This is a genomic window from Streptomyces griseofuscus (assembly GCF_014673495.1).
Taxonomy (GTDB): Bacteria; Actinomycetota; Actinomycetes; order Streptomycetales; family Streptomycetaceae; genus Streptomyces; species Streptomyces murinus.
Map to the genome: position 1 here is coordinate 163209 of NZ_CP051006.1, position 15972 is coordinate 179180.

The window sequence follows — 15972 nt, forward strand, 5'->3', positions numbered from 1 at the left end:
CCGCTAGGGAATGTCCGGAAGGCGCAGGATCTCTTCCAGGTGCTCCCAGTCGATCTCGATGTCTTCCAGCCGGAAGCGGTGCGGGTACCGCAGCGCAATCCAGCTCGCACTCACGCCAGCCCACTCGGCGACACCCCACGCAGGAACGCCCGCCTCGAGCCAGCGGTCCAGACAGGAGTCACGCAGGCTGGAGACCTGCTCCCCCAAGCCCGCCTGTACCTCGTCCGGGCTCAACACCGCTTGGCGAGCGTGCCTCCACGGTGACGGACAACAGGGAGATGGTCGAGGACTTTTGCGTATTGAAGCGGTGCTTCAACAGGTACCTGGAGGGCCTGGCGCCGACGCACCAGCGATAGACGTCCTGTTTCTCTAGGCTGGCGCCCTTCCGGCCCCGGGTCTGGAGCCGGGCTGGCCGGGCCTGGCCGAGCAGTTGCAAGATGCGCTGGAGGCCCCGTCGGCCGGATCCGCCCAGCCCCCCTGGGCGGCCCACGGTCGGTCGCGTCACCCGGACAACTGCGTACTTTGCTGGAGGCACGGGTGGCTGACTTCGCCAGGGACCCCCTCTGGACAGCAGCCAGGCGGGCTCGGGGGCTGTGGGCCGGTGATGGTGGTGGCTGGGCGAGCGGCTCGATGTCCGCGACAGCCCGCCACACCTACGAACCCAGGAGACCGCCTGAACAGCATCGAGAGGCACCTGATACCCCATCAGAACGAGCATCAAATGAGCGTCGAGATACCTTGCAGAGCGTCATTTCAGCGTCAAGATATCGCCCGTAACGCCCACATCGCACATAATGCGCACGCACAAAACCGCAGGTCAGGAGCCCTTTTCGGTCGGTTCGAGGATGGCGACGCACTCCACATGATGCGTCATCGGAAAGATGTTGACTTGAGCAGGGCACACAAAAGACCAGGTCAGGCCCAGTTTTTCGGTCCGCCGCCCCGCTTGCGGGCGCCCAGAGCGTCAAACGAGCGTCACGGCCGGCGGTCGATTCTCCGGCCGCCACAACGCGGTCATGCCTTCCGACTCTCTTGCATGTGGGCGGTTCCGGCCATGGCGGCAGCCCCCGCGCTCGGCGAGTCGGGCACCGAGGAACAGGCCGTCCTCCCTCGTCGGTGGCGTCCAGCCCCCATGCGGTGAACTGGCGGGGCGGCGCCCATGCCCGGGCGTCCGAGACAGCAGCCGGATCGGCTGGCATCTGCCAGTGAGCGGTGTCCTCGCCCGGTACGGCGCGGGTACGTGCACCAGCAGGGGCGCGTCGTCACGCGGTGCTGTGTCCACCAGATCGGCGAGCAGCACCCTGCCGGTCTCGTCCAGAGCGCGGTCCGGGCGGCAGGAGGTGGGGAGCGCCCGTACGAGATGCCGCAATCCGCGGCGGGTTCCTCACCTCAGCGACGGTGGTGCGCGGGTGAGCGCCCGCTGGTGTACGGAATGCTCTCGGCCATCGCCAGGTACTCCTCGTCGGGCGACGGTTCGCGGGGCCTGTGTCCGCGCCGCCGCTCATGCCACGTCGGGCCAGACGGCAATACCGGTCACCGTGACCGCGACGGTGACCGGCTCCGCGGCACCGTGGGTGGCGAGGTGGGTGATGAGGGCGGCTGTCACCCGGTCGTGGACGTTTCGGGCGATGTCCAGCGCCCGCCGACTCTCCGTCAGGACGCAGCGCACCTCGATGTGCCATCCCGAACCGTCCGGAGCACGGTCGGCGCGTATGCCGGCCTCGGGCGGCGTGGTGTCCGCCCGGGTGGGCGCGGCGGCTGCCGCGAGGCGCCGGGCGAGGCGGGGTTGCAGGGCGGCCACGCCAGGAACCGCGAGGGCTGCCTCGGCCGCTACGCCGAGGAGCGCGGTGGTGCCGGTGGCGGTCATCACGCGCCGGCGCCCGTCGGGAGGCGGGGACCCAGGGGCGGCCCCGGTTCCAGTACGTCGGCCACGGTGATGTCGACGGCTGTCACCGTGAGCCCCAGGTCCTGGCCGGCCGAGCGGAGGACCGATCGGCGTACCTGGTGGACCCGGTCGGGCAGCGGGCGGTCGAGGGCGACGGCCAGGGTCATGGTCACCCGCACGTCGGTGCCGTTGCCCTCGGGTACGAGCCGGCAGGTCGCGGCCCTGGAACCGGGGACCGTGTCCGCGGCCCGCCTCAGCACCTTCGCCGCGGCGCTCTCGACGATCCGCAGGTCCCGGTCGGGGTCGGCCAGGGGCAGCAGCCGCCCGGACCGGACCTCTGCCCTGACGGCGTCCATGACCCGGTCCGCGAGTGCGCGCAGGCCCGGAGGGTCCTCGTCGCGCAGCGCCCGGGCGGCCGCGTTCACCGTGGCCAGTCCCTCGACGGCCTCGCGGCAGTGAGGGCAGGACACCGTGTGCGGGTCCGGGGGCGGTGCCGCGTCGTGCGCCTCCTCCCAGGCGCGGCTGAGCAGGCGGCCGCAGGGCAGGACCTCATCGCCTGCGAACGGGGGCACGTCGGCGGCGGAGCCGCTGCGGGGCCGGCCGGCTCCGGGCGGTGCGGAAGGCCGCTTGTGCGGGTCGTCTAGCGCCATGGGCCCATCGCCTCCTGCAGGGACCGGCGTGCCCTGAACAGTCTGCCGCGTACCGTCTGCTCGCTGGTCCGCGTCACGTGGGCTATCTCCTTGTAGGGCAGGCCCTGCAGTTCCCGCAGGATCCAGCAGACCCGCTGTCCGGCGTCCAGCTCGGCGAGCGCGCGGGACAGGGCGGCTGTGGCCGCGTCCTGCTCGGCGGTCCGGGCGGGCTGGCTCCACGCGTCGCCCGTCGCGGGTTCGGCGACGACGTCCAGGGGGAGGAGCGGCGGTCGGCGACGGCGCATGGTCAGGCAGCGGTTGACGGTGATCCGGTACATCCAGGTGCGGAACTCCGCGCTGTGACGGTATTCCGGCAGTCGCCGCCAGGCGCCGACGAAGGCGTCCTGAACGGCCTCCTCGGCGTCCTGGGGGTTGTCCAGCATGCAGCGGGCCAGGGCCAAGAGGGGCCGGCTGTGCCGCTGGACGAGAAGGGCGAAGGAGTCGTCGTCTCCCTCGGCCGCCCGGACGGCCAGCAGTCGGTCGGGCAGGTCGGCTCCCGGTCGTGGGGAAGCAGTTTGTTCGATCATGACGCTCCCACGCAGGCTCGGAACGAGCGTGTACCCCCACTCAGAGATGTGATGCATGTCACACGACATGCGCGTGAGGCGTACGCCGCACTGTGTGTCCAACACTTTGACGGGCACCACTCCGGTGTCCGGCCGACCGATCGAGGCGACCGCCATGACGGACAACATCACCAGCGTCGGCGGGGGCAGCCGGCCCGACACAGGCGTGAGCGCGCTGAAGGGCCGCACCGGGGCCGGAGCTCCGGCCGAGACCCGGGGGAAGACCACCATCGCCGACGGCGTCGTAGCCAAGATCGCGGGCATGGCCGCCCGCGAGGTACCAGGCATCTACAGCCTGGGAGCGGGGATGGCCCGCGCCTTCGGCGCCATGCGCGAGCGCGTTCCCGGAGGCGGAGGCGGAGCCGTCACGCGAGGAGTGAAGGTCGAGGTCGGCGAGCGTCAGGCCGCCGTGGACCTGGACGTCGTCGTCGAGTACGGCGTCCCCATCGTCGATGTCGCCGGCAGTGTCCGCACCAATGTCATCAGCGCCGTGGAGCGGATGACGGGCCTGGAGGTCGTCGAGGTGAACATCGCCGTCGACGACGTCCACCTGCCCGACGAGGAGGAAGAAGCCGAACCGGACGAGGGCCGTGTGAGGTGATCCACCGCCGCGCCCGAGCGGGCGCGGACGATCACGCGCACGGCGACGCTCCTGCGCGAGACGGGTGAGTGCATGATGAACGCAGCAACGACGGGCCTCGCGGCGGGCATGGTCCTGGGCTTCGCGGGTTACTTCGGCGGCTTCTGGGCCTTTCTGCTGGTGCTGGTCCTGGGCGCGGCGGGGCTGATCGTCGGCCTCGTCGTACAGGGCGACCTCGACCTCCGGACACGGAGGCAGCGATGAGGACCCGGCCCGGTTCCCCCGGCGAGGGGCCGGGCCCGCCGGCGCCGGCCGCCGGGCTGCCGCCCCCGGCCGAGCGAGGCGCCACCGTCATCCCGGACAGGGTGGTCGCCCGGATCGCCGAGCAGGCCGCGCGCGCGGCGCAGTCGCGGCGCGCCGCCGTACCGCCCGAACGGGGCGGGCCTGCTGCACCCCACGCCTCCGCCGCCGTCCGTACCGGATCGGTGCGCCTGCATCTGACCATGGACCTGCCCTACCCCACCGACATCCCCCGTGTCTGCGAGCGGATCCAGCGGGACGTCGCCGAACGGGTCGCCCAGCTGACCGGGCTGCGGGTGGGAGAGGTCCTCCTCACCGTCCGGCGGCTGGTGACCGCCGCCGACTCGAGCCGGGGGCGGGTCCGGTGAGCGGCCGGGCGGCCCGGGTCACCGGGCACGCCGTGCAGGAAGGGCGATCGCGATGACATCCGATCCACGTCCCCCGGGCCGCGGCTCCGCGTCGTCCACGCACCGTGCCGAAGTGCCGCTGACGAAGGAGCCCGACCCTGCCGAACGCGACGTGTCCACCTCGGACCTCACAGCCGGTGAGCGCGAAGGAGGGCACCGAACCCGTCGCAAGTGGTCCGCGCGCCGCATCGCGGCGGCGCTGGTCGCCGCGGTGATCCTCGTGGCCGCGGTCGCAACGCTCGTCGATGTCATCGCCGTACGGGCGGGACGTCCGGCCGCGGCCTGGCGACGGCACCTGGCCGACGAACTGGCAACCCGCCCGGTGGACGACGTGTGGATGCTGACGGGGGCCGCCGTGGCCGCCGCCGTCGGCGTCTGGCTGATCGTCCTGGCCCTCACCCCCGGTCAGCGCCGTTGGCTGTCCCTGCGCTCACCCGGCGGCTGCCCGCGAGTGCGGGCCTTCGTGGACCGCGACGGAGCCGCCGTCCTGCTGCGCGACGCCGCCATGTGGGTCCCCGGAGTCGGCGCGGCCCACGTCATGGTGGGCCGCCACCGCATCAAAGCCCGCGCGGAGGTCCGCTTCCGAGACCCCCGACAGGTGAAGGACGACCTCACCTCCGTCCTCGCCGAGGAGCGCGACCGGCTCGCCCTCGCCCGTCCTCCCCGCATCGCCGTACGGACGCGGCGACCCACCCGCTGACACAAGACCCGCAGCACCGGAGCCCGCCATGACGCCGCGATCCGCTCTCAACCGCACTCTGCTGGCCCTCGCCGGACTGGTTTTCCTCGGCGGCGGACTGCTCATCCTCTTCGCCGGGCTCGACCTCTACCGGCGGCACGATCTGGCCCCGCCCGCCGGCTGGCCCCTGACCCACCCGGCCGACGTCCTGCTCGGCTCCGCCGACCGGGCACGCTGGAGCAGCCAGGGCTGGTGGTGGTGGCCCGCAGTCATCGCCGCACTCGCCCTCACCGCCCTGCTCGCCCTGTGGTGGCTGCTCGCCCAGCTGCACCGACGCCGCCCCGGCTCACTGCCCGTCGGCGACACACCCTCGCAGGAGGGCGTCGACCTGCGCGACCGCGCACTCAGCGAGGCGATCGGGAACGAAGCCGGTGCCCTGCCAGGGGTAGGCGATGCGTCCGTACTCATCACCGGCCGACCGGGCCGCCACCGCACCCTCATCAAGCTCACCCTCACCCCCGAGGGCACGCCCGGCGCCACTCTCGGTGCCCTGTGCGAAGGCCCGCTCAGTACCGCACGTCGGGCCACCGGCATCGACATGCCCGCCGAGGTCCGTCTACAGGTCAGCCGCCACGGACCACACCGCGTGAAGTAAGGAGGAGATCGGCCGTTCCCGCCGACGCCCTTGCGAACCACAGCAGTTCGCGGGCGCGTCGGCGCCACTCCCCGAAGGAGAGATCATGATCATCCTGGGCGTCATTCTGCTCGTCGTCGGCTTCCTCACCGGCCTGTCCATCCTGTGGACCATCGGGATCATCCTGTTGGTCGTCGGAGCCATCCTGTGGATCCTCGGCGCGATGGGCCACGCCGTCGCCGGTCGACGCCACTACTGGTAGTCGGGATCACTGCCCTGCAGGGCAGTGATCCAGGCCGCGGGCAGGCCGGCAGACGGCGCGGACCCCACCAAGGCGTTCGCGGCGGCGGACGACGACGGCGGCGGAGAGGTCGATCCGGCTGAGGCCGCCGCCGGGGCCGACCAGCCGCCGCGGCTCTGCCGGGGCGGGCCCGGTGGCCGTTGTGCCGGTCCCCGCCGCACGAGCGCACGGCCGACTCGTTGCGGAGTCGGATCGGCCCCCACGATCCGGACGGAAGTTCCACGCGTCGGCCGGTGAGTCTCCGTCGGGAGTTCGTATGCACAGCACCTTCGTGAAGATCCGCCAGAACGTCCCCCCGGGCCACGACGATGACGGGCGGTGAGCGGCAAGGGCCCGCGGAAGGCTCCACCTGGTCGGAGCACTTCGGGGAGGAGCTTCTGGGAATCCTGTTGGACCAGGGGCACGAGTTGCCGCCGCACCAGCTCGGTCCGCTCGTCGCACGGCAGATCGGCAGGCTCGACGGCCGCGAGACCTCGCTCTTCTTGCAGGACTACGGCCAGAGGTGGCTCGTCCCCCTGCCGGGTGACGGGCTGGCAGCCGGGGAACCGCAGCCGATCGACGGCTCCGATGCCGGTCGTGCCTTCCAGGAGGCGCGTCCCGTCGAGGTGCCGCAGGCCGGCGGTGTGCGGGTCTATCTGCCCCTGCTGGACGGTGGCGACCAGGTGGGCGTCATGGCCGTCACCCTGGACCGCCTCCAGGACGACCAGCGACGGCTGCTGCGCAGGCTCGCCTCACTCGTGGCCGACATGCTGGTGACCAAGCACGGTTACACCGATCTGTTCTTCCGACTGCGCCGCAGAGAACCGATGACTGTCGCGGCGGAGATCCAGTGGTCGCTGCTGCCACCCCTGGCGATGTCCACGCCCCGGGTCGAGCTGGCCGGGATACTGGAACCTGCCTACGACGTGGCCGGCGACAGCTTCGACTACGCCCTCAACGGCGATGTCCTGCATGTGGCCATGATCGACGCGATGGGCCACGGACTGGATGCCGCCACGATGGCCACGGTGGTCATCGGAGCCTACCGGCATGCCCGGCGCATCAGCGTCGGCCTGCCGGAGATCTATGCGTTCATGGACCGGGCCGTCGCCGAGCAGTTCGGCCCCGACCACTTCGTGACCGCTCAGATGATGCGGCTCAACACGGCCACGGGCAGGCTTCAGTGGGTCAACGCCGGACATCCCGCTCCTTTGTTGATTCGTGGACACCGTGTCGTACGACGGCTGCAGGGCCCGACGACGCTGCCCGTAGGCTTCGGCGGTCACGAGCCCCGGATCAGTGAAGTGGCTCTCGCCCCCGGCGACCGGATCATGTGCTTCACCGACGGACTGGTAGAGGAGCGCGATGTCGGCGGCGAGGAATTCGGTGAGGAGCAGCTCATCGCGTGGGTGAACCGCCTTGAGCCCACGGCCCGACAGATCCGGACGGTGGCGCGCTCCCTCTCCCACACGCTGCAACGGGCGCGGGGCGGGATCACCACGGACGATGCGACGCTCCTGCTGATCGAATGGCACGGGGGCCCCACCGACCACCTCGCCTTCCCGGCGTGAGCCGGCAGCGCACGACCGGGGACATGGCCGCCGGCACGCTGGACGTTCCCCTCCCGCCGCTCTCTGCGTAAGTCCTACCGGCGGAACCGGCCCCGCGATCCTCCTTGGAGCGGGTTCACTTCTCTGTGCGGTGCCATGGCGAGAACCGCCACCGCCGGGTACGGCCGGAGGTCAGGGTCTCATCGTGGCTCGCGGTGAACAGCTGAATCACGATCACACCAATGACGATCATTGCGAGGAGCACACTCACCGTCACGAAGGTGCCCATATCTCTCACACTCCTACTGCCGTGGTGGGCCCGTGACCGGTGACCGGTCCGTCAGGAGTGCGTGAGGCGGGGTGGCGGGCGTCGTGTCCGCCTTCGGAGTCCCAGACCGCCTCCCGGAGCGAGTCCGAGTCGGCCGCTGCCTCTGCCGCGGCCCGGAAACGTTCGGCCCATGGATCAGGCGGGTCGCCGTGAGGCTACGCGACGGGTCGGTGGCCGTGGCCATGAGCCGGGCCGCGGTGGCCGGGGCTGTCTCCGGTGGGATCACCAGCAGGTCCCAGCGGCCGAAAGTGTGGGACAGCAGCAACAGCGTGTGCGGGTCCTGCCCGGCGTGGGACCAGCCGACGCGCACCATGTGGCCGTGCGCGGGCACTGCTCCCGGGATGACCAGCCAGAACGCGCGGCTCACCGCTATCCGGGTGATCCGCCCCCACAGCGGGTCGAGATATTCGACGAGCGCCGGGAGCTGCTCCGTCAGGTTGCGCGAACGGGGCCACCAGGCACCGTCGATCAGGGCCGGAGGGGCGCCGGCCGGCGCCAGCGTGAGTCGGAGCGGTGACGAAGACGGGATCCGGCCTCCGACTGCGGGTGTGAACGGAATCGCGGTCATGGCGCGGACCCAACCCCGGGCCGGTCACGGCCGGCCCGGTTGTCATGAATCGCCGAGGACGACCCGGCGTGGAAGCCGGTGTACGAGATGCTCTCGGTAATCACCACGATACTCCTCGCCGAAGCCCGGCGGACCGGCGGGGAGCGACGGGCTGAACGGAACACGGGGAACACCCCCACGTCACACAGCCAGGGAGTGCCGGGCCAGGGCATGCGGGCCGTCGGGCGTGAGACCGGTACGGGAGCCGGCACACGAAGGGCCCCGGCGCCCTCGGCCCACTGCCGCCGGTACCGACAGCCGTTTCACGGAACGCGGCGGCGTCTCCAACCGCCCCGGCGTGTGCGGAGTACCGTGGACAGCACCGAGAGCATTTCGCACACCGGCTTCCACGCCGGGTCGTTCCCGGCGAGAGACGAAACCCGGGTCGCCGCCAGGGCGGCCCGGAGACGGGTCCGCATCATGTCGGCGACCTTGCATCAACCCCTGCCACACCGCGAGCCCGTCGCAGCCCCGGCCGCGCGTCTCGCGCTGAAGACCGACGGCCCGTCGCGCGGCCTCCTGGACGGTGCCTGGTGGCCCCGCTCCCGGGACCTGGCCAGCGAGCTGCCCGCACTGACCGATGTGCTGGACCCTCTGTGGGGCCGCATCACCCGCATCGTCGTCAACCCGAAGTTCTGGCCGGTCATCCCGCACAAGATCCCCGTGGGCGGTCATGTCGTCAAGGTCGGATGGTTCACCCCGGAGATCGATCCGCACAAGCTCTTGCTGCTCTCCTACGGCACCGGCCGCTGGGACCTGCTGGTCATCCCACCCGAGACCGAGACGGATTCGGCGGCCCGCCTGATCGCGGCCGCGTCCGACTGCGACGGCCCACCGCTGACCGCAAGCGCTCTCATGGCCGCGGACGAGACCCGGCACGCCGTCTCCGCCGCCGACCGGCCACTCGAACCGGGCGAGGCAGGGAAGTACGGGGACGGCCCCGCCTCAGCGGCCGTCGAGCGTCCGGCACGGACCGATCGCGCCAGTCGCCTGGTCATCGGCATGTGAGACAGCCACGGCCGACTTCTCGGAACACGCTCCCCGGGACTGCGGTTCATCATCCCGTTCGCCGACGCCCTGCACCGGGTGTCGCTGCGGGTCGTCACCATGCCGATCCAGTCCCAGGGCATCATCACCCGGGACAACGTGAGCGTTGACGTGTCGGCGGTCGCCTACTTCCGGGTCGTCGACACCGTGAAGTCGGTCGTCGCCGTGGAGAACGTCAACGCGGCGATCAACCAGATCGCCCAGACCACCCTGCGGAAGGTCGTCGGCCGGCACACGCTCGACGAGACGCTGTCGGAGACGGACCGTATCAACCTGGACATCCGCCAGATCCTCGACGTCACCACCGTCGACTGGGGTGTGCAGGTCACGCTGGTCGAGCTCAAGGACATCCAGCTGCCCGACACCATGAAGCGCGCCATGGCCCGCCAGGCCGAGGCCGAGCGGGAGAAGCGAGCGAAGATCATCAACGCGGAGGGCGAGTCCCTGGCCGCAGCCGCGCTCGGCGACGCCTCGGACACCATGATGGCCCACCCCCTGGCGCTTCAACTGCGCAATCTCCAGAGCCTGGTGGAGATCGGTGTCGACCAGAACACCACCGTCGTCTTCCCAGCCCCCCTCATGAGCACGATCGGCGAGCTCGGCTCCTTCCTCGCCCGGGAATCCGCTGCCGCCGCACCCGCCGCGGCAGCGCCACCGGCCGGCACCGGCCGCACCGACACGTCCCCCAGCCCGGCAGGCAGCGCGGCGTGAAGCCGACTACGGCCCGAGCGATCCGTGGCACCAGGGAGGATTCGTGACCGTCGCCTGTCGCGCGCGTCCTCCGGGCACCGGCTGATGATGGGAGTACGGCCGAACACGCGGAGCTGCTCATGACGGGTTGGCGGGTCAGGGACTACACCCAGGACGATCTCGAAGCGGTGATCCGTGTCGACATGCGGAGCGGCACGACCGAGTTGCCGCCGCTCTTCCCGCTCTCGGACGCCGTGACGGCCCTCCAGACCCGCCACCCGGCCGTGGTGGCCACGGCCGACGACGTGCTGATCGGCGCCGCGGTGAGCAGGGTGGAGGGCGAACGGGCATGGATCCTGCGCATCTGCATGGCGCCCGGCTGGCGGCAGCGCGGGCTGGGCAGTGCCCTGATCACCGCCCTTGAGCAACGGCTCTTCGCCTCCGGTGTCCGCGCGGTGCACGCCGCCCTGCCCGAGGGCGAGACCGGTGCCACCGCCCTGCGCAACTGCGACTTCGCGGCCCACCCCGGCCTGGTCTTCTTCGAGAAACGCGGACCGGTGACCCCGCAGTCGGCCGACACGCTGTCCTCGCTCGGAGCGGAGCTGCCGCCAGGGGGGCTGTGGCAGAAGGTCGCGGGCATGCAACGGGAGAAGCAGCTCATCGAGCGGCGCTTGGTCCTGCCACTGGCCCATCCCGAACTGGCCGCGCAACACGGAGTGGAACTGCCGCGGGCGGTGATGCTGTTCGGCCCGCCCGGGACCGGCAAGAGCACGTTCGCGCACGCGATCGCCAGCCGCCTGGGATGGCCCTTCCTGGAACTGTTCCCCGCCCGTCTGGCCGCCGAGTACGGCCTGGCGACCGGGCTGAACCGACGCTTCGACGAGATCTCCCGGCTCGACCACGTCCTCGTCTTCATCGACGAGGTCGAGGAGATCGCCGGCGAACGCGGCGGCGCGGACGCGACCGCTGTCGGCGTCGTCAACGAACTGCTCAAGGCGATCGTCCGGTTCCGCAGCCAGGACGGACGGCTGCTCGTGTGCGCCACCAACAACGTGACCACGCTCGACTCCGCGTTCCTGCGGCACGGCCGCTTCGACTACGTGCTGCCGATCGGCCCTCCCGACCACACCGCCAGGACCGCACTGTGGGAAAGCTACCTGGCACGAGCGGGCGCGCGGGCCGACAGTGCGGTACTCGCGTCCGCCAGCGAGGGGTTCACCCCCGCCGACATCGCCCACGCGGCGCGCACCGTCTCCCAGGCCCAGTTCGAGCGCACCTTCGACACCGGAACCCGGACCACCCCCACCACCGACGACTACCTGGACACGATCCGCAACACCAAGCCCACGGTCAGCGCCGCCATGGCCCAGGAATTCGCCCAGCAGACGGAGGAGTTCGCCCGCATCTAGCGCCTCTGTTTGGATCATGCCGGGCTCGCGGGGCCCGGCACCGCGCCTCGCCGCTGCCGTCGCTCCTCCGCCTTGCGATGCACGGCACCGGGCCCCGCTCCCTGATCCGGCCTGATCCAAACGAAAGACCCTAGCGTCCAGGCAGGTGGAGAGTCGATCTGCGACGGACGTGTCAGGCCGGCGTAGGTGGCGTGTCGCTGCCCGTCTCGATGAGGATCTGCCTGGCCGCGGTGACGTTGTCGGCCCGTACGGCCCGGGCCATCGCGGCGCGTGCCGCATCGGGCGGCGTGTCCGGAGGGACCAGCATCAGGGAGAAATGGTCCCGGTCGCCCCGGGTGATGAGGACGGTGTCGTCACCGACCGGAAAGGAGTCGATGTGCACGACTCGGCCGTCGACCATCACCCGGGTCGGCAGTTCGTCCCAGGCACTGCCGTCCAGACCGACCCGGGTGACAGGTCCGAGGTGCTCGGTCAACGCGGAGATCAGCGAGGGGAGTTCCGCACCGATGTCCCGGGACCGCGGCCACCATGCGCCGTCCAGGATTCCCTCGCGTGCGTGTGTGGTCTCCAGCCGCACCAGGGCCGTCCCGGGGTGCACCGACCGGTGGACGGCGTCCGGCAGGAGCCTGGGGAGGTCGGGGGTGTCTGAGTCGGCCATGGTGTCCGCCCGTCCGCAGAGAGCAGTGCGACCGCAGGACGCGCTGCCACGATACGACCCTGCTACCTCACGGTACTCCGCACGACGCTCCCGCAGGCGCTTCGCCGCAGGGCGCGGTTGCGGAAACACGCAACGGCTCCGGCGTATACCCGCCGGAGCCGCCCTTCCGGGTCATTGCACGTGAGCGTGCGCCGACCCGCCTTCCAGGTTACGCCAAAGGGACTAATCCGCCATAAGCAATCCTTGCGAGGGTTCACTTCGGTCCGAGAAGCCGACGCGGCGGCTCAGCCACGCCCTTCCTCTTCCATCTCCATCTGCCGGATCCCCTGGTGCGTCAGCGTGATCATCGCGGGCGTGTTGCCCCTCCCCCAGTCCACGACGACCCAGCCTTCGCCCGCCAGGTACATACAGGCAGCGGCCATGTCCTGCTCAGGGATCCCGAGGTCGGTGCGGAGCTTCGCCCCACCGACGCCCAGCAGGCGATTGCCCTCGGCGGCTTGGTACAGAGCCTGCATGATCCTCTCGCGGTACGTCTTCCGGTCTCGCAATATCGCCATGACGCGCCTTCCTCTACTGCCCACGGCCGGGCCGAAGTCGATGTCATCCGCGGTAGCCGTCGCGGTGGGGCGCGTCGGAACGATCGCGTCCACCGCCGGGCGACCGTACCTCCGGGGCCGGCGCCCGATCCCCGGCAGAACATCGCTGTAGTGGAAGGCGATGATCCGTTCGTCGTGCTGAGCGTTGAGCTGGTGGATCAGAACGACTCCGACGGCGGTCAGAAGGAGCAGCGCGGCCGCGGCGATGACCGTCATGGTTCTCTCACCTCCGTCGAACGGCCGGCGAAGGGCCTGCCGATCCGATATGCCGGGGCAGGGACGCCGGCCCGGCCTGCTCCGCCGTCGGTCTCCCACGCTTCTTCCCTGATCCGGGCGTCGATCCTTTCTGCTGCTTGCCCCCGGTCCGGGGCGTCGATGCCGTCGCCCGCCATCAGCTGCGCGGCTGCCTCTGCACCGGTTTCCGGCGGAATGACCAGCACGTCTCGGTGGCCGTCGGGCAGGGAGAGAGTCAGCCTGTGCGGATCCTGGGCCTCGGTGGACCAGCCCACCTGCACGGTGCGCCCGGCGACGGACACCCAGTGCGGGATGACGGGCCAGTGGGCCGGGTGCACGGTGACACCTGTGATGCGGCCCCAACGTTCGCCCAGTGCAGCCGTCAGGGCGGGCAGCTCACGGGTGAGGGCACGGGAGCGAGGCCACCACGTGCCGTCCAGCCCGCCGGGCGCGGGCGTCAGGGACAGCCGAGCCGGCTGCGGCGGCGCGCGCCTGCTCGATGTCGTACGGTCAATGGTCACGGGCATGGCGCGGACCTGTCCCCGGGCTCGTGGGTGCGGCCCGGCATTGTCGATCTCCGGAAACGGCACCCGCAGCGGAGCCGGTGCGCGAAGTACTCCCGGTGCCTTCACACTACTCCGCCCACCGGCCCGAAAGCCGGGGGTGACCAGGTGTTTTCCTGCCTCAGGAGCCTGGCCGCCAGTGCCCGGCACCGGGCCGGTCAGAGCCAGTCCTTTCGCTTGGACGTCACGTACAGCAGTGCGGACGGGTCCAGGATGACGGCGACGGAGGTGATGGATACGGACTGGCGGCCGAAACCTGTACAAGCAAGGTTTCGGCCCTGGTAGCCGGTCATGCGACTGGCTTGGACCCAGAGGTTCGCCTCCATGACCGGGGCCACCAGGTCCCGCAGTGCGGGCGACGACATCCCTGATGTCGAGACCGTCGTCCTTGCGGACGGTGAAAGATCAGAAAAGGGCGGATGCCGCGCTCCTCGAGCTGTTAGGAAAGCAAGGGGCCGACTCCGCTCCGAGCGGTAGGAGACAGCGGCGTTCCTCCAACGACGCGTCACGTCGGCCGGAGCGGTCGAGTCGAGCAGTTGCATGAGGCGGCAAGCTCAGGAGGTCCTGCCGGGGTTCCGCGAACATGCGCACAAGTGTGCTGGCGAGAGCCCGAGGGGCGCATACGGCCACACCCTGAGCAACCCGAGAGAACTACAGGTCAGAGCCCCTTTGTAGCGGGCTCCAAAATGGCCACGCACTCCATGTGCGAGGCCATCGGAAAGATGTCGGCCTGAGCAGATGCTGTGAAATACCAGGTCACAGCGCTATGTCGGCTCTCTGCCTCCCTCTCCGCGTGCGCAGAGCGTCAAACGAGCGTCATGACGACCGGCTCGTCACTTCCCCGGGGACCGAACGGCTGCCACGACGCGGCCACCGCGCCCGTGATCAGCCTGCTTCAGTCAAGGCTGCGTGCGCGGCGGCGAGGATCTCCCCGGAGAGCGGGGAGCCCTTGGTGGCCCGGGACAGGACCAGCGCACCGAACAGGGTGCAAAGGCGGACGATGCCGTCCTGGTCGTCACTGGCCAGGAAACCGGCGAAGTCGGCCACCCCCTCGGCGTAGACGCGACGGGCCTCGCGCCCCCCGCCCTCGCGCGCGATGTCGGTGGCGAGCGCGGCGACCGGGCAGCCGTCCGCCGGGTCGTCGCGGTGCTCGACGGAGAGGTATGCGTCGATCAGCGCCTGCTGGGCGGCGGCGCGCTGCCCGTCGTGCCGCTCGAGCCCGGCGCTGTAGCGCTGGGCGAGCTCGGCGAAGGCGTGGGCGGTGGCCTCGTCGACGAGCGCCTCCTTGGAGGCGAACTGCTTGTAGAAGGCGCCGTGAGTCAGACCGGCCACCTTCATCAGGTCGGCGACGCTGACCTGCATGCCCTGCTCCCGGAACAGCCGGGACGCGGTGTCCACCACCCGCCTGCGATTTTCCTCCGCCTGCGCCAGCGATACGCGGCCCATGGTCACCTCCCATTTAGATGTCGACTGGCATCTATCATAGACCCATGTTTAGATTGCATCCATAATCTAAACAGTTGCGGGTGGCCGCCGCCGCCCGCCACGGCCAGGAGTGAACATGGAACTGAGGAACGCGGTCGCAGTCGTCACCGGCGCCAACCGGGGCTTCGGGCGGCACCTGGCCGCCCAGCTCGTCGAGCGCGGCGCGAAGGTGTACGGCGGGGCCCGACGCCCCGAGACAGTCGACGTGCCGGGCGTCATCCCGCTGCGGCTGGACGTCACGGACGAGGCGTCGATACGAGAGGCCGCGCGCGTGGCGTCCGACGCGACACTGCTGATCAACAACGCGGGCATCTCCACCGGCGCGACGCTGACGGGAGGCGACGTGGCTGAGGTGCGCCGGGAGATGGAGACCAACTTCTTCGGCCCGCTCGCCGCGACCCGCGCCTTCGCCCCCGTCATCGAGGGCAACGGCGGCGGCGCCGTGCTCAACGTCCTGTCCGCCCTGTCCTGGTTCCACCCGGCAGGACTCGGCTCCTACGCCGCGTCCAAGGCCGCCACTTGGGCGCTGAGCGACGCGACCCGTGAGGAGCTGGCACCGCGCGGGATCACCGTCTCGGCGCTGCACGTCGGCTACATGGACACCGACATGGCCGCCGGCGTGCCCGCCGATCAGAAGGTCGCCGCCGCCGACGTCGCGGCCCAGGCCCTGTACGGCATCGAGACCGGCCTGCCCGAGATCCTCGCCGACGAGACCAGCCGGTACGTCAAGCAGAGCCTGTCCGCGGCACCCCAGCCGAACGCGGACTGACGCTCACCCCTCCGCC

21 protein-coding genes and 1 pseudogene are annotated in these 15972 nt (G+C 70.8%); 11 read left to right on the forward strand and 11 right to left on the reverse strand.

What is annotated here, in order from left to right; translation table 11 throughout:
• Nucleotides 1-3: 3 nt before the first annotated feature.
• The 4 genes from HEP81_RS00785 to HEP81_RS00800 all read right to left on the reverse strand — a co-directional run bounded on the left by HEP81_RS00785 (nucleotide 4) and on the right by HEP81_RS00800 (nucleotide 3101).
• The gene (locus HEP81_RS00785) at nucleotides 4-207 is read right to left on the reverse strand and encodes a hypothetical protein (RefSeq protein WP_157854684.1); all 204 of its coding nucleotides are present in this window, start codon (nucleotides 205-207) and stop codon (nucleotides 4-6) included.
• A 1294-nt stretch (nucleotides 208-1501) separates the two neighbouring features.
• Complete coding sequence (locus HEP81_RS00790; RefSeq protein WP_037664014.1) at nucleotides 1502-1867, reverse strand: hypothetical protein; 366 nt, start codon at nucleotides 1865-1867, stop codon at nucleotides 1502-1504.
• Nucleotides 1867-2535 carry a hypothetical protein gene (locus tag HEP81_RS00795; protein WP_051850741.1) on the reverse strand — a complete coding sequence of 223 codons (669 nt, stop codon included), beginning with the start codon at nucleotides 2533-2535 and terminating at the stop codon, nucleotides 1867-1869. The genes HEP81_RS00790 and HEP81_RS00795 overlap by 1 nt, the downstream gene beginning before the upstream one ends.
• A complete protein-coding gene (locus HEP81_RS00800) occupies nucleotides 2526-3101 on the reverse strand; it encodes an RNA polymerase sigma factor (RefSeq protein ID WP_051850742.1) in 576 nt (191 codons plus the stop codon). Before HEP81_RS00800 ends, HEP81_RS00795 begins: the two co-directional genes overlap by 10 nt.
• A 154-nt stretch (nucleotides 3102-3255) precedes the next feature.
• Here HEP81_RS00800 and HEP81_RS00805 point away from each other — a divergent pair, with 154 nt between their 5' ends.
• The 7 genes from HEP81_RS00805 to HEP81_RS00835 all read left to right on the forward strand — a co-directional run bounded on the left by HEP81_RS00805 (nucleotide 3256) and on the right by HEP81_RS00835 (nucleotide 7591).
• A complete protein-coding gene (locus HEP81_RS00805) occupies nucleotides 3256-3741 on the forward strand; it encodes an Asp23/Gls24 family envelope stress response protein (protein WP_037664048.1) in 486 nt (161 codons plus the stop codon).
• Nucleotides 3742-3813: 72 nt separating this feature from the next.
• Complete coding sequence (locus HEP81_RS00810; RefSeq protein ID WP_157854685.1) at nucleotides 3814-3984, forward strand: hypothetical protein; 171 nt, start codon at nucleotides 3814-3816, stop codon at nucleotides 3982-3984.
• A complete protein-coding gene (locus HEP81_RS00815) occupies nucleotides 3981-4388 on the forward strand; it encodes an Asp23/Gls24 family envelope stress response protein (protein WP_037664016.1) in 408 nt (135 codons plus the stop codon). Before HEP81_RS00810 ends, HEP81_RS00815 begins: the two co-directional genes overlap by 4 nt.
• A gap of 112 nt (nucleotides 4389-4500) precedes the next feature.
• Nucleotides 4501-5127 carry a DUF6286 domain-containing protein gene (locus tag HEP81_RS00820; protein WP_243279246.1) on the forward strand — a complete coding sequence of 209 codons (627 nt, stop codon included), beginning with the start codon at nucleotides 4501-4503 and terminating at the stop codon, nucleotides 5125-5127.
• A 28-nt stretch (nucleotides 5128-5155) separates the two neighbouring features.
• Nucleotides 5156-5761: a hypothetical protein gene (locus HEP81_RS00825; protein WP_037664018.1), complete on the forward strand. Its 606-nt coding sequence runs from the start codon at nucleotides 5156-5158 to the stop codon at nucleotides 5759-5761.
• A gap of 85 nt (nucleotides 5762-5846) precedes the next feature.
• On the forward strand, nucleotides 5847-6002 hold the full coding sequence (locus HEP81_RS00830; protein ID WP_099054839.1) for a DUF6131 family protein: 156 nt from the start codon (nucleotides 5847-5849) through the stop codon (nucleotides 6000-6002).
• 347 nt (nucleotides 6003-6349) lie between these two features.
• Nucleotides 6350-7591 (forward strand): PP2C family protein-serine/threonine phosphatase, encoded by a 1242-nt coding sequence (locus HEP81_RS00835; RefSeq protein ID WP_037664019.1) that lies wholly within the window; start codon nucleotides 6350-6352, stop codon nucleotides 7589-7591.
• A gap of 115 nt (nucleotides 7592-7706) precedes the next feature.
• On the opposite strand, the gene HEP81_RS00840 is transcribed toward HEP81_RS00835, so the two are convergent.
• Nucleotides 7707-7859, reverse strand: a complete 153-nt coding sequence (locus tag HEP81_RS00840; RefSeq protein WP_157854686.1) for a hypothetical protein — start codon at nucleotides 7857-7859, stop codon at nucleotides 7707-7709.
• Between the two features lie 13 nt (nucleotides 7860-7872).
• Entirely contained in the window at nucleotides 7873-8466 is a 594-nt protein-coding gene (locus HEP81_RS41040) for a DUF5994 family protein (RefSeq protein WP_338058734.1), read from the reverse strand.
• Between the two features lie 351 nt (nucleotides 8467-8817).
• On the opposite strand from HEP81_RS41040, the gene HEP81_RS00845 reads away from it, so the two are divergent.
• The 3 genes and pseudogenes from HEP81_RS00845 to HEP81_RS00855 all read left to right on the forward strand — a co-directional run bounded on the left by HEP81_RS00845 (nucleotide 8818) and on the right by HEP81_RS00855 (nucleotide 11651).
• Complete coding sequence (locus HEP81_RS00845; protein WP_037664053.1) at nucleotides 8818-9513, forward strand: DUF5994 family protein; 696 nt, start codon at nucleotides 8818-8820, stop codon at nucleotides 9511-9513.
• 18 nt (nucleotides 9514-9531) lie between these two features.
• Nucleotides 9532-10263 (forward strand): annotated as a pseudogene (locus tag HEP81_RS00850) (slipin family protein); the annotation flags it as partial.
• Between the two features lie 119 nt (nucleotides 10264-10382).
• Nucleotides 10383-11651 carry an ATP-binding protein gene (locus HEP81_RS00855; protein WP_037664022.1) on the forward strand — a complete coding sequence of 423 codons (1269 nt, stop codon included), beginning with the start codon at nucleotides 10383-10385 and terminating at the stop codon, nucleotides 11649-11651.
• 172 nt (nucleotides 11652-11823) lie between these two features.
• Here the strand turns inward: HEP81_RS00855 and HEP81_RS00860 are convergent, their stop codons facing one another.
• From HEP81_RS00860 to HEP81_RS00880, 5 genes are all read right to left on the reverse strand, one after another.
• Nucleotides 11824-12309 carry a DUF5994 family protein gene (locus tag HEP81_RS00860; protein ID WP_037664024.1) on the reverse strand — a complete coding sequence of 162 codons (486 nt, stop codon included), beginning with the start codon at nucleotides 12307-12309 and terminating at the stop codon, nucleotides 11824-11826.
• A 284-nt stretch (nucleotides 12310-12593) separates the two neighbouring features.
• A complete protein-coding gene (locus tag HEP81_RS00865; protein WP_037664056.1) occupies nucleotides 12594-12866 on the reverse strand; it encodes a hypothetical protein in 273 nt (90 codons plus the stop codon).
• Between the two features lie 251 nt (nucleotides 12867-13117).
• Complete coding sequence (locus HEP81_RS00870) at nucleotides 13118-13666, reverse strand: DUF5994 family protein (protein ID WP_063755304.1); 549 nt, start codon at nucleotides 13664-13666, stop codon at nucleotides 13118-13120.
• A gap of 194 nt (nucleotides 13667-13860) precedes the next feature.
• Nucleotides 13861-14067: a hypothetical protein gene (locus HEP81_RS00875; protein WP_037664026.1), complete on the reverse strand. Its 207-nt coding sequence runs from the start codon at nucleotides 14065-14067 to the stop codon at nucleotides 13861-13863.
• A gap of 520 nt (nucleotides 14068-14587) precedes the next feature.
• Nucleotides 14588-15148, reverse strand: a complete 561-nt coding sequence (locus tag HEP81_RS00880; protein WP_037664027.1) for a TetR/AcrR family transcriptional regulator — start codon at nucleotides 15146-15148, stop codon at nucleotides 14588-14590.
• A gap of 115 nt (nucleotides 15149-15263) precedes the next feature.
• Here HEP81_RS00880 and HEP81_RS00885 point away from each other — a divergent pair, with 115 nt between their 5' ends.
• Nucleotides 15264-15956, forward strand: a complete 693-nt coding sequence (locus HEP81_RS00885) for an SDR family oxidoreductase (RefSeq protein WP_037664029.1) — start codon at nucleotides 15264-15266, stop codon at nucleotides 15954-15956.
• Nucleotides 15957-15972: the final 16 nt, after the last annotated feature.